The sequence below is a fragment of the Pseudomonas parakoreensis genome (genome assembly GCF_021602155.1).
Lineage (GTDB): Bacteria > Pseudomonadota > Gammaproteobacteria > Pseudomonadales > Pseudomonadaceae > Aquipseudomonas > Aquipseudomonas parakoreensis.
Genome location: NZ_BQHY01000021.1, coordinates 51,983 through 78,904, shown reverse-complemented (window position 1 = coordinate 78,904; position 26,922 = coordinate 51,983). Strand labels below are relative to the sequence as shown.

Here is a 26,922-nt window from a genome sequence, read left to right as displayed (position 1 = left end):
GTAACGCGGTATTGGCGCTGTAAACCGCGGTACCGGTGCGCGGGTCGTACACGTCGTTGCGGCCGCGCACCACGAAACGGGTATCCGGAATGCCTGACGGGAATTTCTCTGCGCTGTATTGCAGCGATACCCGAACGAACGACAGGCCTCGGCCGATCTGACTGTCCTTCCAGTCTGGGCAGTTGGCCTTCAGGAAAGCGTTCACCTGAGTCGGATTGACCACCAGCTCATACGTCGCATGCGCGCCGTAGCTGCCGATCTCTTCCTCGCCCAGATAGATGTTCTCAAGTGCGGTGATCGGGCCTTCGCACAACACGTACACCAGGTGCAGCCACTCTCCCTCACCCTGCGCACCGGCCTGCTCCTGCGCCCAGACCAGCACGCCACCGGTGGAAACGCGGCCGAGGATGAAACGGACCGGCGCCTTCGACGACCGAACAGTCTGCGCCGACGGCTCGTTGTCGCGCAGTGGCGACTTGGTGTTGAGCTTTTCTTGCTGCTCCGATGCGTAAAAGGCCAGAGCAGCGCCAGCGACCGCGCCCCACGGGCCACCCTGGGCAAAACCAACAACCGCACCGACTACAACCGAGGCAAGTTTTCTGACGCCGCCGCTCATTCAACCCTCCACGCGGCCAGTGGCTCGCATACGACACGGGCTGCGCCGTCGTCGGTTGTTGCCCAATAATCGCCAGCCCAGAAAACAGCCATGCTTCGGCCGCCGGGCGCGTCGTACAGCACCACGTCGCCACGCTGGATGAAGGACAGCGGAACCCTGGCAAAGTGGGTGTCCCACGCCGCTTCAAGGCTGCCGTGCTGCTTTTTCAGCTGCCGCTTGGCGCCGGTTTCCGTGGTGTATTTGCCGCGGTAGTTCTCGGCCGGATCGACGCCGCAAATCGCCGCCGTGCAGTCTGCGGCAAACAGGCAGCAGTCAAATTCGCCCCATGAAAAAGGCCGCTCTTGGGCGGCCTTGATCACGTCGTTCAGACGGGTTGTCCAGTCTCTGTAGCGCATGGCTAACTTCCATAGGTGAATGTCGGTGCGTCCTTCTTCGAGCCCCAGTAAATGGGCCACTCGGACATCTGGGCGATGGCGTAGAAGAACCGGTCGCCGTCGTGGCGCGCGCGGTGGTTCTCATCGGTGAATCGTTCAGTGCCGGTTCGGCTCCACTCGGCCATCCGGTCAACCACGGGCACAGTGATGCTGTTGCCGTCCTGGCCGTTGCCGGCGAACGAGAACTTGGCTGCATCCATTCGGCCGGAAAACAGGATGTCCGCCGCGTAGTTGCCAGCCTCGTCGAACACCACGAACAGAACCTTGGCCATCCGGCCGCGGCACCCGCGCACATTCGTCTCGGAGAGAATGTAGGCATCCAGGCCGCTAAGGGTCAGCTCGACCGACATCGGCGATCCGGAGTTGTCGCTTTCCTGCGACTGGCTGACCTGGCCGAAGTTGCCCACCCCTTGATAGGTGATGCCATCGACCACCAGGTCGCCGGTGCCGGTATGCGCGAAGACCATGCCGTCGACGAAGTCGAGCTGCACGGCGTAGACCGGCATGAATCGACCTGTGGCAATGATGTTCACCACGTTCTGGCTGAACGGGAATGCTGAGGGCATCAGAAGGCCTCCCTGAGTTGCAGCGTGCCATTGGCCACCAAGGGCTGAATGGTGAAGCTGTGGTTGTCGTCCGTTCGCCGCATCTCGGCGAACGGATTGCGGTACTCCACGGCGGCGCCAGCGACCAGAGCCTTTCGGATTCGCTTGTTCAGCGTCACCTGCACCCTGCCCTGTGCATTCGATGACGCGTCATCAACAATCTCGAACATCTCACCGTTGATGCTGATGTAGTCGCCGTAGCTGAAGACCTTCCGGCTTGCGGTAACGCCGCCGATTGTCATCACGGTTGCCTGGGCATTACCCGTGATCACCACAGGCGCTCCAATCGAGTCGGTGCGCCGGCGAGTGAACGCCGGAATGTTCACGGTTCCGAGCATCCCCTGAAGCCGACCAATAACAGCAGAAAGCTGCCGTTCTTTGGCGCGGCTCATGGAGTTGAATGTGAGCGTGCACTGCCAATAGGCACCCGGGTATCCAACGATCTGCTGGGCATTTGAAAGCGTCGAGGTGAAGCTCCGGTTGTTGTAAACCATGCCCCACGTCATTTCGTTCGGGCACAGCGAAGCCGGCCATTCGATAGCCATGCGGTACTCCTGTTTCTATCGATTTCTGGCAATTAGCTGCCGGGCTGGGCCGTTCATTTTGAGATCGCGAAGCACCATGCTGTAGCCATCCTGAGCGCCCTGCTTGGCCGCTTGCTGGATGCGCGCCAGTGTGGCGTCATCAGCCGAACCTTGGACGGTGATGTACTGGGTAATTCCGCCGATCGAGGAGGTTTCAGTGGCTGCGGTTTCTGCCGCCGAGGTGTCGCCGTTGCCGATCGCGCGAACGCCAAGCGATCCATCAGCGGCCCGGGTCAGCGGCATAATTGCCTCTGGGCCGGCCTCCGCGAAGATGCCGGCGCCCTTGGCAAACGCGAACATCTGCGGGCTGTCGTGGATCTGGTTCGAAAAGGACGAAAGACTTGGCGAGTCGTAAACGCCACCCTTGGCATTCATCACCATGCTGCCCTCGCTGAAACCGGTCATGGTGCCAGTGCCAAGGGTTGAAGGCCCACCACCGCCGCTGAACAGCCCGGCGAAACCGCCGAGAAAGCCGACGGCGGCCTGCCGGATCTGGATCCGGATCAAGTCCTCGACGATCGAATCAGCCAGATCCCGGAACGAAAGTTTTCCCGTTTTGACGAAGTTCACCAGCGCGTCTTCTGTGCCGTTGAGGGCGTCAGAAAACAGGTTCTTCGTCTGCTCGGCGACGTTCGAAGCGCTGTCCATGTAATTGGCAAACGCTGATCGCGCACCATTCGACCAATCCGCCTGGGCTTCGTCGATCTGCCTGAACCCCTCACGCATGGCATCAACCTGTTTCGGCAGATACTCGTTCGTCAGATCAATCTGGGCTTGCAGGTCATTGCGCTGCTTTTCCGTCGTAGCATTGGCCAGTTCGGTGCGAAGCGAAAGCAGACGCTCGTTCGTCTCACGCTCAAGCTCCAGGCGCTGCTGCGCGCGTTCGGCTTCCTTGTCACCCTGCCCGACTGCCGCGGCCTGGCTCGCGTATTGAGCGCGATCATTGTTGAGCTTCTTCTCCAGTTCAAGGCGGTATTCCTCAGCCTGTGACAGGCCGAGCGCTGCCTTGGTGGCAGTATTGAATTGCTCTGCCAGCCACGCGGTGCCCTTGCCGTAATCTTCCTGGGTGATCTCCCCATTCTTGAAAAGAAGGTTGAGCTGCCCGGTCGACTTCTGAAATTGCTCAGATGCTGCGCCCACCGGATCGAACGATTTTTTAAGGTCGAGAAAACCGGCAGCAGCCTGCTTTAACTGCTCCTTAAGGGTGGTCTGGGCCTTTGCTGCATCCTTCGTCGATTGGGTCGCGGCTTTGTTTGCCTCGGTCTGGGCCTTCGTTGCATAGGCCGTCGACATGATCGCGGTCTTGTCTGCCTCGGTCAGCTCCTTGTGCTGATTGATGTAGCGGATAGCCTCCTTTACCGCGTCGTTATTGTCCTGAAGCCTGCCAAGCTGGGTCAGCTGGGTTTGCAGATACTTCTCCCCAGCAGTACTCATGCCGGCCGTGGCCTTCGCATTGCCATCGGCGGCAGCAGCTCCCTTGTTCATTTCGCCGCGCAAAGCATTCAAGTGGTCAGTTGCCTCATCTGAGGCTGCTTTGACTGTTGATACAGCACCCGCTTGGCGCACAAGGCTATTAATCACGGATGGCGGCACCCGTGCGTCGCTTTTCATTTTCTCCAGGACGGGAGAGAGATCTTTGCCAGCCTTCTGCAGATCATCCAGTTGCTCGATGTACTCTTGGTAGGCTGAAGTACCAGAGGCACTGGATCTCGGACCAATCAAGCCAACTTTTAGGGTGTTCTGCAGCTTGGCGTACTCTTCGCCAACTGCCTTTACGCCCTCGGCCTGGGCCTCGCTCCACTTCAGGATTGCGGCGGCCTTCTGGTCCTGAGTCAGCGTTTTGAATCTGGCGATAACTTCGTCAAGCGGCCCCTTTAGACCCTCCAAACCTTCTGCGGCCTTGTCGGCACTACTGCGAAAGTCGATGAAGGAAAGCGCTGCGGCGGCGGCGATGAATACCAATCCGACCGGGCCGCCGAATAGCGCTAAAGCTCCGCGACCAGCAACAGCCATGGTAGAAAGCGCACGTCCGGTCACGCTGGCTGCTGCGGCGGCATTGTTCGATGCAACGCTCAGCGCGTTAACCGCGGCGGTCGTTTCAGCAAAGGCCAATGTTGCTGCGGTGCGCCCTGCATAGGCCTTTTCCACAAGTGCCGATGACGCCACCGTAGTGCTGGCCAAGGAGCGTTCCGCGGCTTCAACCTGCTTGATCACCGCAACCTGTGCGAGACGAATCTCGGAGATCCGAGCAACCGACGCTGCGCGCCCCTGCTCGTTGATCTGCGCTTTCAAGCGCTCCTGCTCAAGCGTCAACTCGGCAGCAAGTGCGGCTTGTACTGACTGGATGTTGGCCAGCTCTGAGGCCTGGCGCACCCGGTCTGAAGCGACCTTTCCCTGTGCGGCGCTCAATTCAAGATTCGCCCGCTGGACAGACGCTTTGGCATCGATTTGCTTGGCCTGCGCAGCCAAGAGATCTTGTTTGGCAAGTGCGGCAGCAGATGCCAGAGCAGACTGGTTTGCGGCTGCCGCCGCTAGCGCAGCCGCGCCTTGCTGGGCAAATCCAGCAGCTACCTTGCCGATGGCAGCGTACAACCCAGTGGTGAACAACTGAACCAGCGCACCCGAATGTTCACGAATGCCATCCAGGGCAGCGGGAAGGCTTCCATCAATCACTTTGGCTGCCGCGAGAATTTCACCAGCGACCTTGCCGCTCGCCCCAGACATCTGATCAATCTCCCCGATATAGCGGGTGATTGAGTTACCAACGACGGTCAGACTGCCGCCAATTGTGGCGGTCATCTTCGAGAAGAGAGCGTCAACAGCACCAGCCTGGCTTTGCAGTGCCTTCACGACCGCATCGGCAGTGAGCAGTCCTTGCTCGCCGAGATTCCGCAAATCGCCAACCGTCTTGCCCATGCCCTTCGCGATCGCCTGGGCCAACGCCGGAGCCTGTTCTAGCACCGAGTTGAGCTCTTCGCCGCGCAGCACGCCGGAGGCGAACGCCTGGCCAAGCTGAATCAGTGCAGCGTTTGCGCTCTCAGCAGATGAACCGGAGATCGCGAGCGTTTTGCTGATAGTGCCGACGATGCCGGCCACACCTTCGCCAGAAAGCTTCAGCTCCTTCTGGTTCGTCGCGATGCGCTGGTAGAGTTCGGCGGTCGCCGTGAGGGGCTGTCGGGCATCTTGCGCGATTCCGAATACCGCAGACTGGGCAGTAACGAGCTCGGCGGTACCGTTCGTTACCAACTTCAATCGGTTCGTCAGCGTGCTGTATGCCTCGCTCGCGGTGTAAATACCGTTCACGCTGAATGCAGCGGCAAGAGGTGCGGCCAGTCTCGATGCCACACCAGCCAGCGATGAGAACTGACGCTCGAGCACTTGAACCTGAGCTGAAGCCTTGACCGCGGCGGAGCCTGACCCAGCAACGGACCTTGATGCCTGATCCATGTTTTGCTGAAAGCCGCCAATTTTGGCGACGAGATCCAATGTCAAAGTGCCCAGCGAACGAGATGCCATAACTTTTCTCCAGGCATAAAAAAACCCGCCGAAGCGGGTTCTGTGTGCATCTGATTTATGTGTCGCCGCACAACGTACGAACCATCACGTCCGGCGCGCCCTCAGACTCTATCCAAGAGTCATTCAGCGACTCGTCGTAGGCAAATCTTGTGAATCCTGAGTATCCACCGTACGCATTTTTTCCGTTCACCTCACCGCAAATAGACCACTTTTTCGGGTCTGAATTCGGGCCTTTGGCAACCACGTTTCTGAACTGAGCAGAAGCAGGGTCTTTCATCTTTGATTCAACGGACTTTTGCGCCTTACTCATCAAAACAGGTGGTGCTTTATACGATTTTCTACCCTGGTCAGACATCGCAGAACCAGCCGCTGATAGCGCGAAAATCGCCAAAAAAGCAAGTGTTAAACGTCCCATAAATCCTCCTTGGTTTCTGAGACCATAGCATCGCTGCTCGCGCGTTCAAACCTACACCCAGTTCTCCATGGCCTGCTCCAGCGTGATAGCTGGGCGCTCGGCATGCGGCATAAAGTCGATCAAGTCGGCCTTGCCAGATCCCAACCGGTGAACCTGCAGCGCGATGATGGCCGACATCTGCTCCTGACGATGCATCGGGTTGAAAGATCCGTATTTCTCCCGATACGCCGCCCATGACAGCATTTCCGCGTAGCTCATGTTCCGTTTGAGCTCCGCGATCGTGCTCCCGCCGACTCCGTTGAGCACCAGTTCGTGGTGCAACTCATCGGCGGCTGTCAGTTTTTTACTGGAGCATTGACCTCGTTCACGGCTTGCAGCAGGGCAATGCCCAGCCCGGGGTCAAGGTTGACCGCGTCGTCGAATGGCAGCTCCTCGGCGCCTTCTGGACCGAGAAACACACTGGCGGCCAGATAGCGCGCGTTCCGGTATTTCTGCGCCTCGCCACCGATGAACATTGCTTCCATGACGCCAAACGCGTGCCGGCGGACATGGATATCGAATTTCTCAGTGACGGGCTTGCCCTTGACGTCGTGCGTCCATTCGACGGACTTCTTCACGAAGGCGTCGGTGATGACGCCTCCCTTCTTCTTCAGATCTGCCAGTTTCATGGGTCGTCCTTATGCGGCTTTCGGAATCCAGGCTGAGCCGCCGGATCGCTGGATGGAAACAGCGGTACTGACGTTCGCGTTGCCGGCGAAGTCGAACGGGAAATCCGCGACATAGCCTTCGAAGACGAACCAGGTGCGGGATTCTGGCAGCTCGAAATCATCGCCAGCCGTGTTTACCGTCGGAGCGGCGGTTCCGTCAGACCAACCTACGGCCCACTTGATCGTGGTTTCACCGTCAGCCTCGGAGAGCTGATGCAAGCGAATATGACTGGCGTTACGCGGGTCGGCCAGGATGGTCATCGAAGCCTGGCCGGGGGTGCGCAGGCCTTTTTTGGACTTGCGGACAGTGTCTTCCAGACAGGTGTCGTCGATCTGGTCGGCCGGTGCACCACCCGGGTTGAAAGCGGTAGCGCAATCGATGGGCAGCACGGTCAGCGGGCCGGTACCGGTCAGCGGTGGCACCAGAGCATAAATCTTGGTTCCTTGGGTGAGGATCGACATGGGTTTCTCCGTATGTCGGGCATAAAAAAACCCGCACTGGGCGGGCATCGATTACATCGGGCGGTCAGCGGGATACCCACCAGTCCACGTCGAAGCTGTAGCGGTAAGTTTTGGTCGGAGCGTCGCGCGATTCGCCGCCCCAACGGGTCACATAAGCCTTTTGCTCAATGGCGTCACGAATAGCCCGAGCAACATTCCTTGTCTGGGTCGCAGCCGTGCCATAAACATCGACCTGCAGCTCAAATCGGTCGCTATCGGGACGGTCGGCCAGATAGTTGTCCGGCGCGCCGCCGATCGTCTGCCAAACCGCGTAGGGTTTGATCACATCCGCCGGCGCCTCGCCAAACAGGTAGAGCCGGCACTCGGCACCGGCGCCGATCAGCGCACCAACGCCGGAATCAGCCGAGCAAACCTTGAAAATGGGTGCGAACATCACTGCCCTCTCAGCGCTGCGTCGATCTCAGCACTCAATTCATTGGCGAATTTTTCGGTTACTGGACCGACGTTGTCGGCCAGGGCTGGACGCATGAAGGGAGCAGCTGGGTTGTGCTCAGTACCGAACTCGATATAACGCCAGTGCCTAGTGTCCCCGCCCGGGTTTCCCGATGCGTCCTTGCTGTATTGGTTTGCACCAGCACCGCCTCGAACCCCCACGCGCATCACCACACCGCCAACCTGGGCGCCTTCCTTGGGGGAGTCCTGCGTGACGATGTTCTTCCAGATCTTTGCGGCGGTTTCCGGATCGTCGATGGTTTTGGCTTTGGCTTTGGCCGAGTCACGCACGATGTTCATGGCTCGTCGAGCGGCCTTCTTCAGTCCGGAGCGCCGTAACTTCGGCGCCAGCCCACGCATCTTTCCGACGACGCCGTCCACTCCCTGAAGTCGAAAATCACCCATCGTTCACCCCCGTGGCCACCAGAATGCTGAGGTAATCCTTGCCAGATACCGGGTCGGCCAGTGGCGGGCCAACAATGGTGTAGATGTCGCCGCGATAGAGGATTCGCATCGTCGGCAGAACACCCGGGCGATATCGGATCACAACACGGGCTGAAGCCTCTGCCTGCTCAGCCTTGGCAGCGATGAATTCTCGACTGCTCAACGGCTCGAATGCCGCGGGGCATTTCTCCCACTCGGTCACCCAGCACTCCTCGAGCATTTCTCCAGTGTCAGGATCGCGGCCCGCCACCTTCCGCTGGATATCGATTCGGTGACGAAGTCGGCCGGCGCGCATCACACGCCCATCCCGATGCGATATGGCGTCAGCAGATTCTGAGCGGCGATTGGCAATCCCGGGGAGTCTTCGCGATTCGCGAACAGATCACCCAGTTTGAGCAGGCAAGCGGCGGCGATCGCCTCATTGATAACGATGCCGCGCGCTGCAGCTGTACATGCATCGAGCGCTTCCTTGAGCAAAAAGTCCGCATCTGCAATGGCATCGCACCTGTCACACAGATTTTCAATCTCGGAAGCAGCGGCTATCGCTGCCGAATGAGCTGTGCGCGCGCTGCTCCGTTCCGCCGGAACAGACGCAACAGCTTCCGCGAGCGCTGCCGAATCAGCATAAAAACGCCGCTGCAGGTAGCTGGCAGCGGCAGTTTCAGCGCCATCGAGCTGCGTCTGAACAAGAACCTGGTCTTCTGGCTCAGCCAGCAGGTGATGCATGGCTCGCTCGATGGGAATAACGCTCATTCCTAGGTCGCCTTTGTTTGTACCGCTGGTTTGTTTTTACCGGCGCCCTTGTTGTTGGGCTCCTGCGCTTTTTTGTTTTCAGGAGTCTGGGCGTTTTTTACGTCGTACTCCTCGATCAGGCCATTACGACGCAGATCACGGGCCAAAGACTCATCAACGGTGATTTCAGCGCCGCGCTTCACGTATTTCTCGCCGCTGTTCAATCCGTCAGTGTTGAAGCCCTTGAGGGTTTTTACTGTGATATCTGGCATTAGCGCTCGCGCCCAGTTTCCCGGGCACGCTCCTATGAGTTGCCGAAGACTTACGGTGCGTCGAACTCACCGTGCACGAACGATTCTTCGCGATACACCGCCAGTGCAAGGCGCTCTTCCGCACGGATCGTGACCATGTTGGTACGGAAGTTATCGCCGTCTTCAGTGGAGACTTCGACAGCAGCTTCTTCACGGTCGAAAATTTGAGCTGCGATGTTCATCGCCCCGACCAGAAACTCGCCTTCCGGAACAGCGTTGCTGTCCACAACCGGCAATTTCCACAAACGCTGTGCACCACCTTCCTGGACGTTTACCCAGATGTAGGAGCCAGTGCTGTCTTTGGTCAGCTCGATATCGGCCCAGTCGACCGGGTTAAGCGCAATTGCAGAGGCGCGATATTCGGCGATCCGTACCTGGAGAATCGCGCGACGCAACGTATCGATCTTGGTGTCGCCAGATTTACGCAGGGCATTGTTGAAAGCGGAAGCCTGCGGAATCAGGCCGAGCATGTTTCCGCCTACGCCGTTACCGGCGAGGATCTGTTCTTCTTCCTTGTATTTCAGGCCGTAGATTGCGCGACCGTTGATGTAGCTCTGCAGCAACGGGATGTCCGACAGTACCTGCTTCGACGCTCGGAACCAGTGCGCGATGGTTACGACATTGGTCGTCTTCAGGTCGTAAGAGATATCAGACTGGGCTTTCGCAGCACCTTCACCTGCCTGTACGGCCGCCATATTCTGGAAGCCGCTCTCTTGAACGAACTCGATGGCGTTCGAACTGGTGCGGCCCGGCATGATCAGGTCACGGATGACGAATTGACGTTCCGGATCTGCGACGATGCCAGGAACGCGAGTCGGCTGAATGGCTACGCCCACACCGCCAGTACCAGTGGTTGCGCTGGTGATGTTGGTGACCGCTTTGCGGCCGACTCGGGCGATACCGCGACCGCGGGTTTGCAGTGCTTTGAAGTCTTCAGAATCCGACAATTCCTCACCGGCGGATTTCAGGTCGACCGGGTCGTTTGCCGAGAAGCGGCGAGACATCTTCTGCTCGATGTCATTCAACCGGTCCTGTAGACCCAGGCCATCCTTGACCAGGCCGTCGAGGATCGTCTTGGTATCGGCCAGAATCGTGCCGTGATCCTTGATCTCTTGACTCGCCTTCTCAGCGAATGCCTTGATTTCCTTGTCGCGCTGATCAAGCAGGTCATTGACCGCTTTAAGTTGAACTTGATCGCCCGCGTGCTCCTTGCGGTGCAGCTGACGTTGCTCGGTGCGAGCGTCGTTGCTCATGACGTTGTGCATGGTGAATCCTCAAAAAGTAGGGAGAACCAGTGCCGGGCGCGACTTCAGCGCCTCGACGATTTCAATGGCTGCCAGGTCGCCCTCGGACTCACTCCGGAGCAGGTGCTGCAGTCCGCGATTGGCAATCACCGCAGACTGAGTTTTCGAGAAGCCTGCCTCGCGCAGGAGCAGCTCAAATTCTTGTAGTGACGGCAGGCCGCCGTGGGCCAGCTTCGATTTGATGACGTCAGTTCGGGCCTCATCGTTGGCCGGCACCGTCACAATGGAAATTTCGACCAGATCCAGCTTGGTCAGCGTGCGGATGCGCGTCTTTTCGTCGAATGTCGACTCACGCACGTAGTAGCCGATGGACAAGCCCGTAATCGAACGGGTTTTCATCCCGCGATAGGCGATCCGGGCATACGGCGCCTCGGCCATCCACAAAGATCCGTCGCCGAAAAGCCCGCGCTCGTCCTCTTTCAAGGACTCCATCGACCAATCGCCGATCGGTTCGCCAGTCCGGTGTTGCCAGAGGACAGGTAGCGATCTGGATTTGGCTTTGAGTTCCGCGATGGAGTCGAGGAACGCGCCTGGCGCGACGATTTCGTTGTAGCTGTCGATGACGCCGAACACGGAACCGTAGCCAGAAAAAAGGCCGTCATCGCTGACAGCCTTTACGTCGTAATCAAAGGAGCGGTATTTCACCGCCTGGCATTGGTCTTTACGGTTCATTCCGTATCCCCCTGTGATTTTTCATTGAGCCAGTCCATAAGTGCCGATCGAGCTTTCTGCGCATCGCCGCCGCCTTCGCCAAGTTTGTCGATCGGAAGCATGTTGGATTGCACAGTGAGCTTCGCGGCGTTCCCACCATGGGGCGCCAAGTTTTCCTTGATGCGGCAATCGTCGCGGGTATAAATCCCGTTTTGGGTCATGGAGCTGTAAAAAGCAGCCCGCGCTGCGCTGTCCGCGCGCAACAAGCCTTCCGGGTTGAACTTCGCGTAGAAGCGTCGGCGCTCATCAGGACGCAACAGGCGGCGGTTGATGCTCTGCTCAATTCGTTTCATCCACGGCAGCAAGGTGAAGCTCAGGAACCCGAGCATCTGCTGCTCCATCCCGGTTCCCCAGCTTGTGCTATTCGAGGTGTGCCCAACCATCCAGGGTGGAACCCTGAACCAGCGGCAGATTTCTTCTACGTTGAAGGCCCGGGTTTGCAGCATCTGCGCATCTTCGGGCGTCATGGACACCTGCTGATACTTCATGCCAGCTTCAAGAACCATCGTCTTGCCCGTGTTTACGGCACCAGCAAATTTCGCGGCCATGTCTTCATGAATATCGCTACGCTGGCTTTTGCTCAGAATCTTGTCCGTAGAGAGCACGCCACCGAGCTTCATACCGTTCGCGAACATTTTGCTGGCCGACTCGTCTGCTGCCATGGCCGCACCGAAGACATTTCTCCCCATGGATAAAGGGCTCAGGCCACACATTGGATCGGTTCCGAAACCTCGCGTATGCATCATCTCGTCATCAATCAGGGTGTGAGGTTTGCCTTCGCTGTCGATGAATCGGTACTCGATCGCACCACTGCTGATCCTGCGCGGAGGACTTACCGACTGAGGAAGCAAGAACTCCAGCGATGACAGTTCACCTCGAACGCGGTGTGGTTCGTTGAAGCTGTTTCCCGATAACAAAAGACTGGCCACCACGCACTCCCAAAACTCAACCGGAGTCTGGTCTGCATTGGGCTGAATGCTGATAACACGGTGTACGGGGTGCGAACTGGCCACAACAGGCACGCCATTTTTGTCCTCATACAAGGCAATCGGGAGTGTCGCCAGCGTCTCAGCGATCAGCCGAACACATGCCCAGACAGTCGAGAGCTGCAGCGCCGTCTGCTGGCTGACAGTTTTGCCAGAGGCCGAGTCGGTGCCGTAGTAGCTGTTCCAGAAAGAAGAGTCACCCAGGCCGATGCGGCGGCCGACCCAGCCGGAGAGCGAGCTCTTTACAAGACCTGGCTCTGCTGACTTGAACAGCGCCTGCCGAAGTACAGACTTGAGGGGTTTACTCACTGGTCAACCCCTTGCGGATGAATCCAGCCGCCGCCAGAAACGACACACCGGCAGCGATCAGCGCCCAGCCGATTCCGGCGAGCACAAACACACCTCCAACCAGAAAGCACAGCGCGGCCAAGGCCACCACAATGAAGAGGATCAGGCCGTTGTCCATGATTCGGTCATCCGATAACGATTGGGTTTGAAAAAAAGTCGCTGATGTCACCAGATCCTTCCGGATTGAGAGACATCAATGACACTGCGTCGAACGTAGCCATGAGCGGATCGATCTTTGCCGACCCGCTTGCCTGTTTGGTGATGGTGATGGCATTACCTTGGGGCACGATCCGAGCGTTACTGACTGACCAGCTCATCAGCGCGCTTCCGCAATGAACCAGCTCACCGCCGGCAACCTTGCGTTCTGTAGTTTTGATTGCGCCGTTCAGCTTCCAGCCCTGGGAGATAGCGACGATTTGTTCCATCACGATGCCGCGCTCTTCGGTCGTGAGCTCGTCGACGATGTCGCCGATACCGGCAGCGTCCACACCAATCGCGAGCTTTTCCGGTAGCAGCCCTCGATCGCGGATGTCGCAAATGATGTCGGCTACGGCTTGTACATCGTCGCCTGGGCGATCAACGATTGTGAGATCTCCGTCACGCTCAAAGTCGTAGAGGACGCTCGCAATATCCTTGCGGCGCTCGAAGACGATCTTGTGAGCCCAGGCGTGCGACCAGTGAAGCCAGCGCCGCGTAACCGGTTCTCGCCCGAGCACTGTCAATCCAAGTAGGTCGTCCAGACCGCCGCCGTCAATGCCCACAGTCACGACCTCTGACCTTTCAAGCAGGGTCTCCAGTGTCATACCTTGCTCAGCGGCGCTTTCCCAGTGGTCAGCGCCAGCCCAGCGATCGGATCGTAGGTCGAGGCCGATTTCGACGTTCAAATGTTTGGCAAGAAAGCCGCGAACCGCTCCTTCGCCCTCCTCCTGAGCCTCTTGATACTTCTGTTCGATTACCTGCTGATCAACCGATAACCCCCAGTTCGGATTGGTGACATGGGCATTTGCCAGGTCTCGGTGTTCGTTGCGCTTGATCATCCCTTGAGGGAATTCGTAGATGACCGGCAGAAACCGTTGATCCTTGACCTTGCCATCGCGGACTTTCCGGGCGTAATCAAGCTTTGCTTTGAACACGCCGGCAGGCGGCTCGTCGGATTGCGTAGTGCAATAGAAGACGAAACCTTCAGGCCGTGAAGCCAGACCACCAGTGGCCTCTACAAGCATCTTGGCTGACTTGGCCTGCTTTCCGAACTCCCAGAGTTCGTCGATGAATACCCCGGTGGCCTTCTTGCCGGTTACCGTCGCGGAGTCAGCGGCGACGACTTTCAAATTCGCTTTGTTCAGGCGATCGGTAACGATCCGGCTGTATTCCTGAACGTGAAACCTAGCCTGTAGCTCTTCGTCGGCGTCAATCATGTCCCGGATAGGCTTGAAGGCGTTGTCGGCAGCCTCTTTCGTGGGGGCCAGAATCAGAAACTCGCCAGATGGCCGGGTGTTCAAGATCAGCGCGGTCAGCATGACCCCTGCGGCAATGGTGCTTTTCCCGTTCTTCTTGCTCACCATCAGAAAATAATTGGTGATCAGCCGGCGACCGGTCTCGGCATCGTAAGCACCGAACAGTGCAGCCACCAGGTCGAGCACCCAGTCTCTGCAGGTATCGGCCATCAGCGGGCTGCCGTCGGCATCGACCATCCGAAGGTTGCCGAACACATCAAGCGCGTCCTCGGCCTGATCGGGAAAGATCGGCGCCAGCGGGACCAGCGACTGACCTTGCACGATGCGCTCTTCCCAGTCAGGGCAGGCGGTGGTCCAGGTGTTCATTTCACGGCCTTCAGGTGGCGCTCGCGCAGACCGAAGCGGGTACTAGCCCCTACCTTTTCGGCATCCTCGAGCTTCTGCTCTTTTTTGCCCATGCCAGACTTCTTGCCGTGAAAATACGGGAGTGCCGACTGAGCCGCGTTGCGCCGGTCGAACATTTTGGCGTTGGGTTCATTCATCAATGCCAGCAGCCAAACAAGTGGATCGTCTGTGTGTGGCAGCTCGGTTAAATCATCGGATTCGTCATCAAGCGATGGAGAAGAAACCGACGCCGTGGCTTTCTCTACAGCTTTAACATCTTTCCGGGCTTTTAACTTCTCAAGCGCGGCGACCACATCTGGATCTTTGGCAAGTCTTGAACCGGCGGCAGATGCGCTGGCGGCCGCGTAACCTGCGGCCTCCGCCGCTTCTCGGTTCGAGGCGCCAGCAGCCTTGGAATCGACAAAACGGCGCTTTTTGTCTGTTAACGCCATTAACAAATCCCTTCAAAAGAGGAAAAAAATTCACGCGTGTGGGGTAGGGTGGTCTTGGAGCAAAAAGGTGTGAACTTTGACCCCACCCCTCCCCCTCTCAAATCGGGGAACTGACGTGCCACACGCCATTGAAGCACGTCATTGGCGTGCATCACGGGCGCGAGCAGCCTCCTCGGGTTTTAGAACTCTGCTCGGTGGTCCCGACCTGCCCTTGCGTGGCGAGAACACATCCTCATGCTTCCAGCCTGCGTCGAGTCGATACTCGATGGCATTGCGAGAGAGGTTGAGGTGGCGCGCCCATTCAATTAGGCACATCGTCTTGCCGTGCGCGGTGTAGCGTCGGTCTGACCTGAGCCGGTGAGTCGCCGTCATCTTGTCGAAGCCACGTTTCTGATTGCAGGTGGCGCAACTCGCTACCAGGTTGTCCGGCCCGTTGTCGTCCTTGACGTCGTTGAGGTGGTCGACATGCATGTCGTCCCACGTCACAACCACTGAGCACCAATGGCAGCTGAATGGACCATCACCATGCTGTGCGTGATAGACCACGCGGTGTTCGTACACTCGATTGCTTGAGCGGCGAAGCGCATGGTCAGGTGCATGTGCCAGCTTGTACCCGTGGGAATGGGTAAGCAGGCCCGGCTTTACGACTACAGCCTTATCGGTTGAGCCATGACGACGCTGCCTCATGTAGTGTTTCTCGCAGAGGCCTGCGCCTTTTCTATTGGCAACACTGATGCATCCAGCGACTCGGCATTCACTCACCGGCTGGTTCTGGTTCGATTGCATGGTGATTACCTGGATCGGTCTTCGTTCTCTTCGCGCTGCTTCACAGACGAGTGGCAATTGGTGCACAGGGACACCCACTTGGTGCGATCCCAGAACAACTTCATGTCGCCTCGGTGCGGTGTGCTGTGGTCGACAACCGTAGCTGCCGTCACTCGCCCGCTGCGTTCGCAATAGACGCAGAGCGGGTGCTGCTCTAACCAGCCGGCCCGTGCCTTCTGCCACTTGTAGCCGTACCCACGTTGAGCTGCTGTCTGCTTGCCGGCCCGCCATGAGTCAGGATTGATGTTGGCGAGTCGTGACGGTTGGGTCTGCAGCCCAGACTTGAGCGAAGTCAGCTTCGCCATCAGCCACCTCCATTGACGGGTGTGCCGTCCATGTAGGTGAGTGGTTCGGCGTCATCGTCATCAACCTGCTCGTCACTCAGTGACTGGATCAGGGCTGTCAGCAGCTCGTTGGTCTTCATCTGCTCCTGGAGCTGTTGCTTGAAGATCGACAGGAACTCCTGCTCCCGGCCGGCTATCACCTTCATCTGATCGGGGCTGATCAGCACTTGGGCTGAGAATTCGTTGCGCTCGCTCATAGGCCACCTTGCTCCACTTCTTGATCCATTCGCGGCGATCTGCGCATCCGGTACAAGCCATCAGTCAATCCTCTCGACAGTTACCGTTCCTCGCAGGCGCCGTGTGTAGATTTGGTCACGACGGTGATCAACGCGGTACGGAAACGGACAGAACACCGCAATGCCCAAAGATGTGTCGCACCAGACAACGCGCTCAATCTCGTTGCCATTAACGTACACCCGTCGCCGGCCGCGGCCGTCGTTGTAGTGGTGGAAGCTATCCATCCTGGCCATCACCAGCCTCCTGCCATCTTGGCGCCTACTGCCACACCAGCGAGGAACACCAGCACCACCAACAGCGAACCAATACTTGGAGCCAGTGAAGCGCTCTGGACTCGCATCGGCGGCGGTGATGGTGGCGCCTTTCTCCCGCGCCACTCCGTCGTTGGCGGTGGCGGGATGTCTCCGTAGCTGCCCATCAGCTGAATGGATCAGCGGGCTTGGCAATCGAGCGAACGAACCACATGAAGCCCTGCTGGAGATTGGTCTTGGCCAACGCCAGCAGACGCGGATCAACGCCTTCAATCTGGCCGATCTGCTTGAACAGTTCGCCGGCGGCGGCTTCCAGAGCCTTGATCGAGTTCATGCCGTCGATTTCTGACTGGGTCAGATCGCGGTAGCCGGTAATCTTCTTGTGCTGGTTATCCATGCTGCCCTCCTCGTCGCGTGTCGCGACACAATTTGAGTTGTGTGAAAACGTGTCGCGGCTCAGTCCATCCGAAGGATGCGAGCCACATTGCCTCGGGCGCGGTAGACCAGCACAAGCAGGACAACCAACACCATCAACAGGAAAGGTGACACCGAAGGCGCAGGCTTGGCCGTCAGCGTGGCCAGGGTGATCTGCAGCGATTCGCAACCGGTGCCGACGGCCAGCAGATACGCCAGCCATGAAACGCCGGCGCGGTAGCGGGCGCCATCACGACGGTAAGCGGCAATGCGAAGGCAGATCGCGCCACACAGCGCACCCGCAATCAAAGTCCATGGATCAACCATTGGGACGTCCTCCGATACGATCGGCGAACCATTGCAGCCAACCGGGCATTTTGCCGCCGCTCACCCACTCCAGCAGGCTGATGCAAACGGCCACGCAGAACAGGGCGCCGAAGAAGGCGACAAGCCCTGATGTCTTGGCCCACTCACGGCCGATGATCTCGCTGGCCACGTAGTAGCCGGCAACCCATGAGGCGATGAAATATCCAAGCCTCGATAGCGGGGTAAGGTCTCGGGCGAACACCACGAAGAACATGGCGCCGGCAAAGCCACCCACCACCGCATTTACATCCACTCCGGGGATCAGGCTTGCGGTGGTCATGCCCACAACAGCCGTCGCCGCCAGTACGCCGGCACTCGGTTCGGCCATTGGTTTGCTCCTGATTTGATTGTTGTCCCGTCCTGGGATCAGTTGGCGTGAGGCCGGCGGAAGCGGTTCGAATCGAGGATGGCCAGGCGACGCTCAATCGATTCGAGACGGCGATCGAGGAGCATGCTTGCCCCATCGGCATTGCCCTTCTCGCCGATCCGCTCAAGGTTGAGCTGGTCGAGATCCTTGCGAAGCGCGTCCACCTTGTCTTCGAGTTCGCCGAATTTGCCGCGAGGGTGAAGCTTGCCGATTTCCTCAGCCAGCTCCTTTCCCAATTCGGTGTCTTTGAGAATCTGCGAATACGCAGACTGAACGGCCTCGGCGGATCGACGCTGGATATCAAGCGCAAACCGACCATCACTATTCCAACCCTTGATCGCCATTGCCAAGGCATCACCTGAATCATCCGAACGCACACCGTCCTTGATCGAAAACCGATCAGCGCTGACCAGGAACTGCGAGGGAAAACCGAGGCCGATACCGGCAGCGACGTATTGCCCATTCGCCGTGACTTGCATCTTCACCGACCAGTTACTGGCGATCTTGCAGTCCAGCGTGCCGTCCTTGATGAACGCCTCGTTAAGGTAGGTCGTACCATCGACAACGACGAAAGGCTTCGCAGGCTGATCAGCAGTGTCATGCTCAGGCCCTAGTGCGTTGAGGTTGCCAAGCCGGTACCGAAGAATTCCGTTATGGAAAACGGAAGTGACTCCACCCTCGTATTTGATCTGAGTGCCGGTGCTCTTCGCCTTCTCAAGGCGATCAGCGAGCTCCTCTTCGGTTTCGAGGCGCGAGTAGCTGAGGAACAGACGCGAGCTGAACGAGTCATCGCCATAGCTCGCATCGAATTCCTCAAACTCTGCAGCGTACCGGTATTCCTCCGGCACCTTCTGCAACTCGGCCTCCATGAACTGGACCAGGTTGGCGGCGTTCTTGGGCAAGTCGTACTTGCTGTAGCTGGCGACCTCGACCGACACCGCCTGGCGTTCGGGCGCTTTGCGCACGCTGCCGATGGTGCAGGAGTTGATTTCGAACGCACCTGATACAGGGTCGAGCTTCCAGCCGGAGACACCCGGCACATAGTCGTGGCTTTGCATCGAATGCTCCAGAAACGAAAAAGCCCCGGCGAATGCCGAGGCTCAATGGGTGGAGATGGCGACCCTGTCAGGTCGCTGTCGTGGCGTTTCCCTCCAGTCCCCACGCTGACTGTTACCCCTGCACGTTTCCGCCGGGCTTTGATCATCTCCAGAAACAACAAAGCCCGACGCAATGGCCGGGCTTTGTCTGTTGTGTCGCGCTTGAAAAGCTGAACACGGTGCCATGAAAACAGGTGTTTATCCGCGTGGAAAGACTTTTTTACGCAGCCTCTCGAACTCGTTCCAGCGCGCAGTCAACCCAAGCCACGCCGGCCTTGATCACCTCTCGCGCCTTGGCCTCTCCGATTCCGGCAGCCCTGGCAATTCGGAGAGCGGGCCACTTGGCTCCAAAGTAAAGCCAAATGAAGTCGCCCATCTGCGTGTCTCGATTGATCAGGCGAGCAACCGCGCCGTCGACGATCAGCGCCAGGTCATCGGTCAGGCTGTATTCCTTCACCCCACCAGTGCACGGCGTGTTGTCTCGGATCAGCGCGTAGAGCGGCGACACATAGCTCGGCACTCCCATCCCGTCCATGCGCCAGAAACCCCACTGTTCGAGTAGCCACTCGGTATCTCCAAGAGCCTTACCCACGTACGTTCGTTTCTTCATGCTGCTTTCCTCGGGTTTGGCTCATCCATGCCGAACAGCTCTCGCAGCAGCTTGTCAGCGATCTTGTTTTTTGCGTTGCCTTCAGTGATCCAGAGTCGGGCGAATGCCTCGAAGCCCAGGTTGGCGCGGGACGCGTGCCAGTCGGCGACGATGTCCATGAACGCCGCCGAGCCGATCCGGCCATTGTTTTTTTCCAGCAGCAGGCGATTACCTTGTTTTAGGAACTGGCACTCGACCTTCGTCAAACTTTTGCGCGGCAGCGCCGCTGTTACGTTGCTCATAGCGTGGCACTCCGGACTTGCAGATATTCGTTTGAATTCATGTTGTGGCGGGTTTGGGCGGAGACAGCGAAGCTCCAGGTTTGATACGCGTCCGCCGGGGAGCAACCTATCCCCACCCAGGGCTTGTCCTTGACGAAGCACCAGTAGGTGGATTGCCGGCCGATGATCGTTACTTTCGGCAGGCGCCCGGTGAAACCGATCTTGTGCTGCGCCAACCACCCCTCGACAGCCGGCCAGATGATTGCCTGTTCGGGCTTGGTGAAGTCCCCCTTTCCACCAGTGCTGTAAACCTCAGCCAGCCCATAGTCTTGGTTCGCCACCCAGAGGATGTAACCGGTCGGGACGTGCCCGAGCTCATAACCCTTCATCTTCCAAACCCAGTCTTCGGGAAAATCCCGGATCGAGGCTGCAATGCGCTCGGCTTCTGGGTATTTGGGCGCCTTCACCACTACCGCACCGTTCGGGAGGATGGCTGCCTTGCCTTGTTCCATCGCTGGGGGCTTTTCAACCTCCACTTTCATTGTTTCGTCAGTTGGCGCGCCAGCCGTCTCCGTAGAGGCCTGCGACGACCCACCAACTTCTGCGGATCTACCGCCAGTCAACCGCTCAAGCAGCTTTTGCAGTTCAGAAATCATGCCCTTTTCCCCTTGTACTGACTGGCGAACGAGCGGCCCATTTCGACCTCCTCGTTACTCGGCTCGCGGCTGCCTGCGAAGTTGACGAATCGGGCGTACTGGCCCTGCTGCTGAACGTGGCACGAACCGACCGGCGCGTGCCTGCACTTCGGCATGATCAGCTCGGTGACGCCGTTCTGGCCCTCCTCCGAATCCATGTCCCGGTGAACGAGGATGATGCAGTGCGCGTCCGCCTCGATCTGGCCGGAGTCGCGCAGGTCGGAGGCGATCGGTTTTTTGCCCGGGCGGTTCGTCGAGTTGCGGTTCAGTTGCGCCAGCAGGACCACCGGCACCTCCAGCTCCTTGGCAATGTTCACGATGCCGGTCGATATCTTGCCGAGCTCCGAAGTGCGGTTGAACGACTTATCGTCGGAGCCGATCAGGCCGATGTAGTCGATCACCACCACGTCGAGGCCATGAGCACGCTGCACCTGGCGGGCAATGCTGCGGATGCGCGCCACCGTCAGACCGGATTTGTCGCAAACGAACAGCGGCACATCGAGGATCTTGCTCACCGCCGAGGTCAGCCGCGGCCAGTCATCGTCCTGCAGCTGCCCGTCATCGAGTTTGCGCAGGTCGATACCACCGATGGACGCTAGCGCACGATTGCCCAGCTCCTCCTCCGGCATCTCCAACGAGAACACCATCCCAACGCCGGCACCGCTGCACGCGATGTGTTGGGCGATCTGCAGGCCGAGCGTGGTTTTACCGCTCCCCGGCAGGCCGGCTACGATGGTGACGGTCTTTTTCCGCAGTCCGCGGATCAGCTTGTCCAGATCTACCAAACCGGTCGATAGGCCAGATTGCAGGGTGCCGTTGAACTTGGAGTCGATGATGTCGATGTTGCGCGTCACCACTTCGTCCATGCGCTTGTAATCCGGCTCTCCGGTTTGCAGGTCGCGCAGATCCGCCATTGCCTGCTGAGCGCTGGCGATGATCTCGGCGACCGGCCGATTCTCGGTGGCCAGCTCGCGCACCGTGTCGGCAGTGTCCACCAGACGGCGCAGCACAGCGCGCTCTGTCACCACCTTGGCATAGGCCTTCCAGTTGGCGGTGCTTGGCGTATTGCGCGCCAGCTCGCCGGCGTAGGCCATCGTGCGTGTGCCGCTCGGCAGGTACTCGGCAAAGTCATGGAGTGTCACCGGGTCAACCGGACTGCCGGCCGCATGACAGCCAACCATCGTCTGGAACAGTGCAGCATTCTCCGGATCATGGAAGTCAGCCGCCGAGACCTGACTGGTGATGGCGTCGAACAGCTCACCATCCAGCAGCATCGCCCCCAGCAGCGCGTGTTCAGCCTCATCGCTGAACAGTTCGCGATACTCGCTCATGCGGTAGCCCTCATCGAAGACCAGCTGAAGCCGACGGCCTGGCCGCCGTTCTGGCGCAGGCGATCGAGCGCGCGATCGCCGATGAACTGGCCCAAAGTGCTGGCTGGCAGGTTCGACACCACCACGGTCGGGCGCACCAGCTGGTACCGGCGATCAATGACTTCGTGCAGCAGGCCCAGCTCGTACTCGCTGCCCTTCTGCGCGCCGATTTCGTCGATCACCAGCAGGTCCAGACCGGCAAGTTCGTTGATCACGTCGCGCTCGGTGTATTCGGCGCCGCGCACCATCGCGCCTTTGGCGATGCGGATAATTTCCGCCGCCGAGACGATGTGCGCCACCGCGCCGAACTTCCGGATCACCTGTTGGACGATGCCACTGGCCAGGTGAGTTTTCCCGGTACCGATATTGCCGGACAGGATCAGCGAGCGCCCGGCGCGGTAGTTCTCCTCGAACTGGTCGACGTAGGACTGACAGGTCGACAAGGCTCGAACCTTTTCCAGCACCGCGCCGGTGGTGAAGTTGTCCAGGGTGCAATCGGCAAAGCGCGGAGTGATGCCCGAACCGATCAGCAGCTCGTTCAGCGCCGTAGCCTTGCGGCGGGCCAACGCCTGAGTGTGAGCCTCGCTGCGCGTGTCGGCGGTGTTCATCGCTTCCCACTGGCACCGACGGCAGGTGCGCACCAGATACGAGCCATCGAACTGCTCGACTTCGGCGCCGTCGACCGTGCCGTGTACTGGGCATTGGGCCTCGAAGAAACGAACATCCGGCACGCGGCAGAAATTAGAAATTGGTTTGGCCATGCGGCACCTCCGGATAAGCGTTTGGTTCGTGTTGCGGCAAGTTGGTGAACGTCGAAGGCTTCCCGTTCTTCGCGCCAGCACCTGGCAATACCGAGTCGGGGTAGATGTCAGACCAGCTGCTGGTGGTGGACTTATCCAGCACAGCGTCAGGCTCTGGATGGTTGGCCAGCTTCTTGGCGATCAGCTCGCAGGCGCGGAGTGTCAGCGGTGCCCGTTTGGCCTTTCGCATTTCGCAGAAATCTGCCCACGCCTTTTCGGAAGCGTTTGCCGGTTTGGCGGTCAATGGATCGAACTTCAGAGCCTTCGACTTCCCCTCTCCACCACCCGAAGGGTTTTCAGTGTTTGCTGGTTTTTTCAGTCCTTGCTTACCTTCAATACTTACTAGTGTCGGATTTGCCGTATGCGGTCGAGCCGGATGCGGTTCAGCCGGATACGGTAAATCCGGAAGCGGTGATTCCGAGACCAAATAGCTCACTTCGCCAAGCACGCCGGACTCGCTTCGCGGCTGTTCACGACGCACGTAACCGGCGTTGATCAACTCGTCCAGGAGCCCGTAGATTCCATCACGACCTGTCGGCTTTGCGGATGCAGCAGTCTCTCCGCGCAGATGCGCAGGGGAGACTTTCCAGTGATCGGGCTTGCCCAGCAGAAACACCAGCATCCCGCGTGCGCCCCAGCTCAATCGCTGGTCCTCACTGATGTTTTTGCTCAGCAGGTAGAAGTTCCCCTCAGGGCGAGGGGCGCGAATGATGCTCATGCGGAAGCCCTCGAAAATGCACGGAAATCGATAGCTTTGGTACCCTTCCAGCTATTGCAGCTAGCACAGAGGGTCTGGAGATTTTCGAGAGCTGTCTTGCCGCCTGCGCTTTCCGGAACCACATGATCAGCCCTCAGTTCCTTCTGGCTACCGCAACGTAGGCAGGTGTAACCGTCGCGCTCGAACACCATCAGTCGCAATTTTGAACCAATGACTCTCTTGCGGTAGCTCCGCGCAACTGGCGCATATACCGGGAAGTCCAGGATGTATTTATCCTTGGCGCTCCTGACGACAAATCCCTGACTTATAAGCCGGTCGATTGCCGTCGGAACTTCGCTCGCCGGCAAGTTGGTGTAACGAGCAACGCTCGCATCAGTGACCGTGCAGAAATTATCCAGCGCCACGTCACACATGCTCAGCAGGACGAACTTATCGACGGGCTCAAGGCTCTGCTGCGACAGTGCCCAAATCATCGCTTCCATACTCATAGGTCCAACTCCCCTGTCACGCGGCGAATGAATGCGTCATACCCCTCCGCCATCACCAGCCCCTGATCTTCCAACGCCTGACGGAGAGCTTTCGCCGACCTATACATCTCCCAGCGATCACGCTCTGGAAGGTGGCGGCAGTTCGAGTAGTTGGGCCAGGGTCCGGCGAACACTTCGGCGGTGGTTGGCGAAACTGCCGAGATATCGGTAGTTGATTCGACATGGCTGGTCATTGCAGCGTCTCCTGCTTGGCCTGAACGACCTGGGCGCCAGCAAAAGGAGAGTCGGCGCCGAACAAATCAGGCAGATCCCCTTCTGGCGCTGTCTTGATCCAATCGACCATGGCCAGGAAGCAGGCCTCGAACAGCGGGCCACCTTCGCCCCATGCCTCAGACTTCGGGCTGACGCTGTTCTCTAGGCGGGCGACATAGATCAAACCTGCCAGGCTTTGCTCCTCCTTGCTCGCCTCCTCCCTGTGAACAGGATTGATGCTGAGCAAGTCGCACAGCCCGACAAAGCCGATGGCTTCAAAAGCGCCCTCGGTATCCTTGATCAGGTTGTAGCCAAACCCTACGAGCCCCTGCTTGATGACTTTGAGCTCTTCGTCGCGGTGGCTTTTGGACTTCTGCATCAGCATGTCCATCTGGCCTTGCGCGAAAGGAAGGTATGGTTTGAGCTTCCCGGCCTCTCGGCGAAAAATACGACGCTCGTCATGGATCTGGGCGCGATGCCTTAGGCTATTCCGGATGACCCGTCGCATAAGGATCATCATGTCGCGCTGAGAGAGGTCTTTGCGGGCAATTTTGGCGATTTTCTGCGCTACTTCGAGGTTGATTGTGTTCACGTCCGATCCTCCAGCAGATCATGGTCGCGTTTTGCCCAAAGCTCCTGGATCTTGGCGAAGCCCTTTCCAGTTACACGGCAGGTAAATTTGGTTTTGCGCTCCCCCGTCTCTTCGTCCCTATAGGAGTGAGCGGAAGCAACGAGATAGCCGGCCTCGATCTTGGCCTGGTACGGCTGGTTGTAGCGGTCAACCCAGCGCTTCTGTTTGAGGAACTCGAACAGACGGTTCTGGCCAGTACCGATGGCCTGCGCCACCTCGCGAACGTAGTGAACGCCATGAGAAACAACGACCTGGTCGTGGAACTCAACCTTGGGCGCGTCGGCAACAACCTTTTGCTCGAGCAGCAGGTTTTCGCTGGACAGCTCCTTGTTGTCAGCCGTGAGAGCCACGACTTTGCTGACGTTCTCCAGCAACAAGCTTTGCAGTACGGCCGGATCGCTGAGAGCAGCCATTACACTGGCCTGGGGGTTGGCCAGCTTCTGTTCCAGCTCGGTCATGTAATCGAACACCGCGGCCTGCAGGTCGTAGCTGTAGGACATGGCCATCAGGCACGATTCGCGTTTCTGGAAGCGGTAGCACTTCTGGCGACGATTCATGCTGTCGAAATAGATATCGGAAAATTTTCCGGCATCTTTTTTCAGCACCCGCGGCACCTTCTTCATGAAGTCGGCATGATCCAAAACTGGATCATCTTCTGCGCGACGACCGTTGATGAAGTCGACCAGTTCGAGGCTGGTCATCGTGACGGCATCGCCGCCTTGGAATTTGGCGATGGTCATAGCGGGTCCCTCTCAGTTGTGGAACTTGGGAATGCACGAACCTCCGTAGCGGTGATGCTGCCATCGGCGTGGCGCGTCACGTAGATTTCCCGCCCAACACGTATGGCCTTGCTAATTGCGGCCTGTTGAACTCCAAGTTCTTGTGCCGCAGCGTGCTGTCGCCCCTTCGCGAATTCCTTCAGCGGAATCCGCGCCACGTTTTCGAATTGCGGACCCTGTGGCGCGCAATCACTAAGAGCCTTGCTAATCGCCTCAAAATCCACGTCGGCAGTGTTGGCAGCGTCACATGCCAAGTTCCAAGCGATATGCACCAGGTTGCGGATATGCGGACTCATGGTCTTGTCGGACAGCGTGGAGTACAGCAAAGACTCGATCCTACTCAGCGCGATATGGGCGCTTCCGAGATCCTCATGGGCGTCGTGGGCGATGTCTTGAATGGTGCGGGCGAGAGAATTCATGCCGCACCGCCTTGAGCCTGCGCAGATTCAGCTAGCTGCTTGAACTGGTCGATGGCGCTGTACACGCCCCCGAACCCGGTATCGCTGAAGTATTTCGCCAGCTCGGCCAAGGCGCCGGCGGACTTTCCACCGTTGTGCAGATGATCAAGGTGAATAGCGCTGCTTAGCGTACACTGCCATTCGAGCAAATCCTTGGCCGCGAGCAGTTGAAACTCGGCTTCTTGAGCCGCTTCTTGCATGGTTGGAAGTGGGGTCTTCATTGGGAGACCTCGCCATCAACTGCCGCGCCCTTTTGAACCGACCAAACCAGCGCGCTGACCGTCTCAGCGAGGAAGCCCAGCGCAGCCATGCCGTCGCAATAAGCCAGCTCGCCCATGTTCAGGCTGTCGTGCATGTGGCTGCAGATCTGCCCCAAACCAGAAGACAGGACCTTTGCGGCCTGGAGCGCATCCTCGGCGTTCGTGCCTGGCGCGACGTTGAGCATTTGAATGCCCCGGTTATCGATCGGCGTGTTGTAAAAACCGACAAGGGCTGTTACCAGCTCTTGCGATGCGATGGGGTTGGTGCTATTTTCTGATTGCATGTTGTTTTGTCCTTTCGAAGACAAAGAAATACCTAGGCACTCGTTGGCGCGAGTACCGATTAAGAAGCTCGACTCAGGTCGGGCTTTTTTGTGGGCGACTGAAAAATCAGCCGCTCAGCAAAAACTGGGAGGTTTGGTCGGGGTTCATGGGGTGGCCTGCTGGGTACTGGATAAAACACCAGCACCAACAGTTGACTGCCCTGCTGCGGAGATTGGGCGTACATTTGCGTTCAAGGTCGGCGGATGGTCTAACTCAGACCCCCACGGGAAATCAGGGCACAGAGCGGAGCGGCGAAAAGCTCCCTTGGTGACAGATTCAATCCGAGCAGCAATTTTTGGAGAAACTGAATGCTTCCCCCTAATCCAGCCAGACACAGTTGTTTGATCAATATTTAAGGCTGTCGCGGTCTTCTGCTGAGTGCCGAAGTACCTCACCAGCTCCTCTATGATGGTTCCCAT

Annotated in this window: 40 protein-coding genes and 1 pseudogene; all 41 read right to left on the bottom strand. The window is 58.5% G+C overall.

Annotated features, from left to right (window positions below; all coding sequences use genetic code 11):
* A pseudogene (locus L6D63_RS24985) lies at positions 1 to 616 on the bottom strand (host specificity protein J); the annotation flags it as partial.
* Positions 613 to 1,011: a DUF6950 family protein gene (locus L6D63_RS24980; RefSeq protein WP_236170446.1), complete on the bottom strand. Its 399-nt coding sequence runs from the start codon at positions 1,009 to 1,011 to the stop codon at positions 613 to 615. The gene L6D63_RS24980 and the pseudogene L6D63_RS24985, both read right to left, overlap by 4 nt.
* A 2-nt stretch (positions 1,012 to 1,013) precedes the next feature.
* A complete protein-coding gene (locus tag L6D63_RS24975; protein WP_097090050.1) occupies positions 1,014 to 1,616 on the bottom strand; it encodes a hypothetical protein in 603 nt (200 codons plus the stop codon).
* Positions 1,616 to 2,200 carry a hypothetical protein gene (locus L6D63_RS24970; protein ID WP_123587040.1) on the bottom strand — a complete coding sequence of 195 codons (585 nt, stop codon included), beginning with the start codon at positions 2,198 to 2,200 and terminating at the stop codon, positions 1,616 to 1,618. The genes L6D63_RS24975 and L6D63_RS24970 overlap by 1 nt, the downstream gene beginning before the upstream one ends.
* Positions 2,201 to 2,215: 15 nt before the next feature.
* Positions 2,216 to 5,755 (bottom strand): phage tail tape measure protein, encoded by a 3,540-nt coding sequence (locus tag L6D63_RS24965; RefSeq protein ID WP_236170445.1) that lies wholly within the window; start codon positions 5,753 to 5,755, stop codon positions 2,216 to 2,218.
* Between the two features lie 55 nt (positions 5,756 to 5,810).
* The gene (locus L6D63_RS24960) at positions 5,811 to 6,170 is read right to left on the bottom strand and encodes a hypothetical protein (RefSeq protein ID WP_236170444.1); all 360 of its coding nucleotides are present in this window, start codon (positions 6,168 to 6,170) and stop codon (positions 5,811 to 5,813) included.
* Positions 6,171 to 6,221: 51 nt separating this feature from the next.
* A complete protein-coding gene (locus tag L6D63_RS24955) occupies positions 6,222 to 6,428 on the bottom strand; it encodes a phage tail assembly protein T (protein ID WP_309295588.1) in 207 nt (68 codons plus the stop codon).
* Positions 6,429 to 6,505: 77 nt separating this feature from the next.
* Positions 6,506 to 6,838, bottom strand: coding sequence for a phage tail assembly chaperone family protein, TAC (locus tag L6D63_RS24950; protein WP_236170443.1), 333 nt, complete (start codon positions 6,836 to 6,838; stop codon positions 6,506 to 6,508).
* A gap of 9 nt (positions 6,839 to 6,847) precedes the next feature.
* The gene (locus L6D63_RS24945; RefSeq protein WP_236170442.1) at positions 6,848 to 7,339 is read right to left on the bottom strand and encodes a phage tail tube protein; all 492 of its coding nucleotides are present in this window, start codon (positions 7,337 to 7,339) and stop codon (positions 6,848 to 6,850) included.
* Positions 7,340 to 7,403: 64 nt separating this feature from the next.
* Positions 7,404 to 7,772 (bottom strand): DUF3168 domain-containing protein, encoded by a 369-nt coding sequence (locus L6D63_RS24940; RefSeq protein WP_236170441.1) that lies wholly within the window; start codon positions 7,770 to 7,772, stop codon positions 7,404 to 7,406.
* Complete coding sequence (locus L6D63_RS24935; RefSeq protein WP_123587046.1) at positions 7,772 to 8,236, bottom strand: HK97-gp10 family putative phage morphogenesis protein; 465 nt, start codon at positions 8,234 to 8,236, stop codon at positions 7,772 to 7,774. The genes L6D63_RS24940 and L6D63_RS24935 overlap by 1 nt, the downstream gene beginning before the upstream one ends.
* Positions 8,229 to 8,570: a phage head closure protein gene (locus tag L6D63_RS24930; protein WP_236170440.1), complete on the bottom strand. Its 342-nt coding sequence runs from the start codon at positions 8,568 to 8,570 to the stop codon at positions 8,229 to 8,231. The genes L6D63_RS24935 and L6D63_RS24930 overlap by 8 nt, the downstream gene beginning before the upstream one ends.
* The gene (locus L6D63_RS24925; RefSeq protein WP_236170439.1) at positions 8,570 to 9,028 is read right to left on the bottom strand and encodes a head-tail connector protein; all 459 of its coding nucleotides are present in this window, start codon (positions 9,026 to 9,028) and stop codon (positions 8,570 to 8,572) included. The genes L6D63_RS24930 and L6D63_RS24925 overlap by 1 nt, the downstream gene beginning before the upstream one ends.
* A 2-nt stretch (positions 9,029 to 9,030) precedes the next feature.
* A complete protein-coding gene (locus L6D63_RS24920; protein WP_236170438.1) occupies positions 9,031 to 9,279 on the bottom strand; it encodes a hypothetical protein in 249 nt (82 codons plus the stop codon).
* A 50-nt stretch (positions 9,280 to 9,329) separates the two neighbouring features.
* On the bottom strand, positions 9,330 to 10,583 hold the full coding sequence (locus tag L6D63_RS24915; protein WP_236170437.1) for a phage major capsid protein: 1,254 nt from the start codon (positions 10,581 to 10,583) through the stop codon (positions 9,330 to 9,332).
* A 9-nt stretch (positions 10,584 to 10,592) separates the two neighbouring features.
* Positions 10,593 to 11,294 carry an HK97 family phage prohead protease gene (locus L6D63_RS24910; protein ID WP_236170436.1) on the bottom strand — a complete coding sequence of 234 codons (702 nt, stop codon included), beginning with the start codon at positions 11,292 to 11,294 and terminating at the stop codon, positions 10,593 to 10,595.
* Positions 11,291 to 12,628: a phage portal protein gene (locus L6D63_RS24905; RefSeq protein WP_236170435.1), complete on the bottom strand. Its 1,338-nt coding sequence runs from the start codon at positions 12,626 to 12,628 to the stop codon at positions 11,291 to 11,293. Before L6D63_RS24905 ends, L6D63_RS24910 begins: the two co-directional genes overlap by 4 nt.
* Complete coding sequence (locus tag L6D63_RS24900; RefSeq protein ID WP_236170434.1) at positions 12,621 to 12,785, bottom strand: hypothetical protein; 165 nt, start codon at positions 12,783 to 12,785, stop codon at positions 12,621 to 12,623. Before L6D63_RS24900 ends, L6D63_RS24905 begins: the two co-directional genes overlap by 8 nt.
* 7 nt (positions 12,786 to 12,792) lie before the next feature.
* Positions 12,793 to 14,487: a terminase large subunit gene (locus tag L6D63_RS24895; RefSeq protein WP_236170433.1), complete on the bottom strand. Its 1,695-nt coding sequence runs from the start codon at positions 14,485 to 14,487 to the stop codon at positions 12,793 to 12,795.
* The gene (locus L6D63_RS24890) at positions 14,484 to 14,957 is read right to left on the bottom strand and encodes a terminase small subunit (protein ID WP_236170432.1); all 474 of its coding nucleotides are present in this window, start codon (positions 14,955 to 14,957) and stop codon (positions 14,484 to 14,486) included. The genes L6D63_RS24895 and L6D63_RS24890 overlap by 4 nt, the downstream gene beginning before the upstream one ends.
* A 138-nt stretch (positions 14,958 to 15,095) precedes the next feature.
* Positions 15,096 to 15,428 carry a hypothetical protein gene (locus L6D63_RS28870; protein ID WP_373873762.1) on the bottom strand — a complete coding sequence of 111 codons (333 nt, stop codon included), beginning with the start codon at positions 15,426 to 15,428 and terminating at the stop codon, positions 15,096 to 15,098.
* 320 nt (positions 15,429 to 15,748) lie between these two features.
* On the bottom strand, positions 15,749 to 16,087 hold the full coding sequence (locus tag L6D63_RS24880; RefSeq protein WP_236170431.1) for an HNH endonuclease: 339 nt from the start codon (positions 16,085 to 16,087) through the stop codon (positions 15,749 to 15,751).
* On the bottom strand, positions 16,087 to 16,323 hold the full coding sequence (locus tag L6D63_RS24875) for a hypothetical protein (protein ID WP_236170430.1): 237 nt from the start codon (positions 16,321 to 16,323) through the stop codon (positions 16,087 to 16,089). Before L6D63_RS24875 ends, L6D63_RS24880 begins: the two co-directional genes overlap by 1 nt.
* Before the next feature lie 457 nt (positions 16,324 to 16,780).
* Entirely contained in the window at positions 16,781 to 17,011 is a 231-nt protein-coding gene (locus tag L6D63_RS24870) for an Acb2/Tad1 domain-containing protein (protein ID WP_236170429.1), read from the bottom strand.
* Positions 17,012 to 17,070: 59 nt separating this feature from the next.
* Entirely contained in the window at positions 17,071 to 17,355 is a 285-nt protein-coding gene (locus L6D63_RS24865) for a phage holin family protein (protein WP_198759413.1), read from the bottom strand.
* Complete coding sequence (locus L6D63_RS24860) at positions 17,348 to 17,722, bottom strand: putative holin (RefSeq protein WP_127648864.1); 375 nt, start codon at positions 17,720 to 17,722, stop codon at positions 17,348 to 17,350. The genes L6D63_RS24865 and L6D63_RS24860 overlap by 8 nt, the downstream gene beginning before the upstream one ends.
* A 38-nt stretch (positions 17,723 to 17,760) precedes the next feature.
* A complete protein-coding gene (locus tag L6D63_RS24855) occupies positions 17,761 to 18,819 on the bottom strand; it encodes a phage tail tip fiber protein (RefSeq protein WP_236170428.1) in 1,059 nt (352 codons plus the stop codon).
* A gap of 259 nt (positions 18,820 to 19,078) precedes the next feature.
* A complete protein-coding gene (locus L6D63_RS24850) occupies positions 19,079 to 19,468 on the bottom strand; it encodes an antiterminator Q family protein (RefSeq protein ID WP_076565708.1) in 390 nt (129 codons plus the stop codon).
* Entirely contained in the window at positions 19,465 to 19,749 is a 285-nt protein-coding gene (locus L6D63_RS24845; protein WP_236170427.1) for a hypothetical protein, read from the bottom strand. The genes L6D63_RS24850 and L6D63_RS24845 overlap by 4 nt, the downstream gene beginning before the upstream one ends.
* A complete protein-coding gene (locus L6D63_RS24840) occupies positions 19,746 to 20,384 on the bottom strand; it encodes a hypothetical protein (RefSeq protein ID WP_236170426.1) in 639 nt (212 codons plus the stop codon). The genes L6D63_RS24845 and L6D63_RS24840 overlap by 4 nt, the downstream gene beginning before the upstream one ends.
* Entirely contained in the window at positions 20,381 to 21,754 is a 1,374-nt protein-coding gene (locus L6D63_RS24835) for a replicative DNA helicase (protein WP_236170425.1), read from the bottom strand. Before L6D63_RS24835 ends, L6D63_RS24840 begins: the two co-directional genes overlap by 4 nt.
* The gene (locus L6D63_RS24830; protein ID WP_236170424.1) at positions 21,751 to 22,554 is read right to left on the bottom strand and encodes an ATP-binding protein; all 804 of its coding nucleotides are present in this window, start codon (positions 22,552 to 22,554) and stop codon (positions 21,751 to 21,753) included. The genes L6D63_RS24835 and L6D63_RS24830 overlap by 4 nt, the downstream gene beginning before the upstream one ends.
* On the bottom strand, positions 22,535 to 23,311 hold the full coding sequence (locus L6D63_RS24825) for a hypothetical protein (protein ID WP_236170423.1): 777 nt from the start codon (positions 23,309 to 23,311) through the stop codon (positions 22,535 to 22,537). The genes L6D63_RS24830 and L6D63_RS24825 overlap by 20 nt, the downstream gene beginning before the upstream one ends.
* The gene (locus tag L6D63_RS24820) at positions 23,308 to 23,799 is read right to left on the bottom strand and encodes an HNH endonuclease (RefSeq protein ID WP_236170422.1); all 492 of its coding nucleotides are present in this window, start codon (positions 23,797 to 23,799) and stop codon (positions 23,308 to 23,310) included. Before L6D63_RS24820 ends, L6D63_RS24825 begins: the two co-directional genes overlap by 4 nt.
* Complete coding sequence (locus L6D63_RS24815; protein WP_236170421.1) at positions 23,796 to 24,032, bottom strand: hypothetical protein; 237 nt, start codon at positions 24,030 to 24,032, stop codon at positions 23,796 to 23,798. The genes L6D63_RS24820 and L6D63_RS24815 overlap by 4 nt, the downstream gene beginning before the upstream one ends.
* A complete protein-coding gene (locus L6D63_RS24810) occupies positions 24,029 to 24,643 on the bottom strand; it encodes a hypothetical protein (protein WP_236170420.1) in 615 nt (204 codons plus the stop codon). The genes L6D63_RS24815 and L6D63_RS24810 overlap by 4 nt, the downstream gene beginning before the upstream one ends.
* On the bottom strand, positions 24,640 to 25,422 hold the full coding sequence (locus L6D63_RS24805) for a phage antirepressor KilAC domain-containing protein (RefSeq protein WP_236170419.1): 783 nt from the start codon (positions 25,420 to 25,422) through the stop codon (positions 24,640 to 24,642). Before L6D63_RS24805 ends, L6D63_RS24810 begins: the two co-directional genes overlap by 4 nt.
* Positions 25,419 to 25,880, bottom strand: a complete 462-nt coding sequence (locus L6D63_RS28675; RefSeq protein ID WP_309295587.1) for a Cro/CI family transcriptional regulator — start codon at positions 25,878 to 25,880, stop codon at positions 25,419 to 25,421. The genes L6D63_RS24805 and L6D63_RS28675 overlap by 4 nt, the downstream gene beginning before the upstream one ends.
* A complete protein-coding gene (locus L6D63_RS24795; protein WP_236170418.1) occupies positions 25,877 to 26,140 on the bottom strand; it encodes a hypothetical protein in 264 nt (87 codons plus the stop codon). Before L6D63_RS24795 ends, L6D63_RS28675 begins: the two co-directional genes overlap by 4 nt.
* On the bottom strand, positions 26,137 to 26,463 hold the full coding sequence (locus L6D63_RS24790) for a hypothetical protein (RefSeq protein WP_236170417.1): 327 nt from the start codon (positions 26,461 to 26,463) through the stop codon (positions 26,137 to 26,139). The genes L6D63_RS24795 and L6D63_RS24790 overlap by 4 nt, the downstream gene beginning before the upstream one ends.
* A gap of 144 nt (positions 26,464 to 26,607) precedes the next feature.
* Positions 26,608 to 26,922, bottom strand: a complete 315-nt coding sequence (locus tag L6D63_RS24785; protein WP_236170416.1) for a transcriptional regulator — start codon at positions 26,920 to 26,922, stop codon at positions 26,608 to 26,610.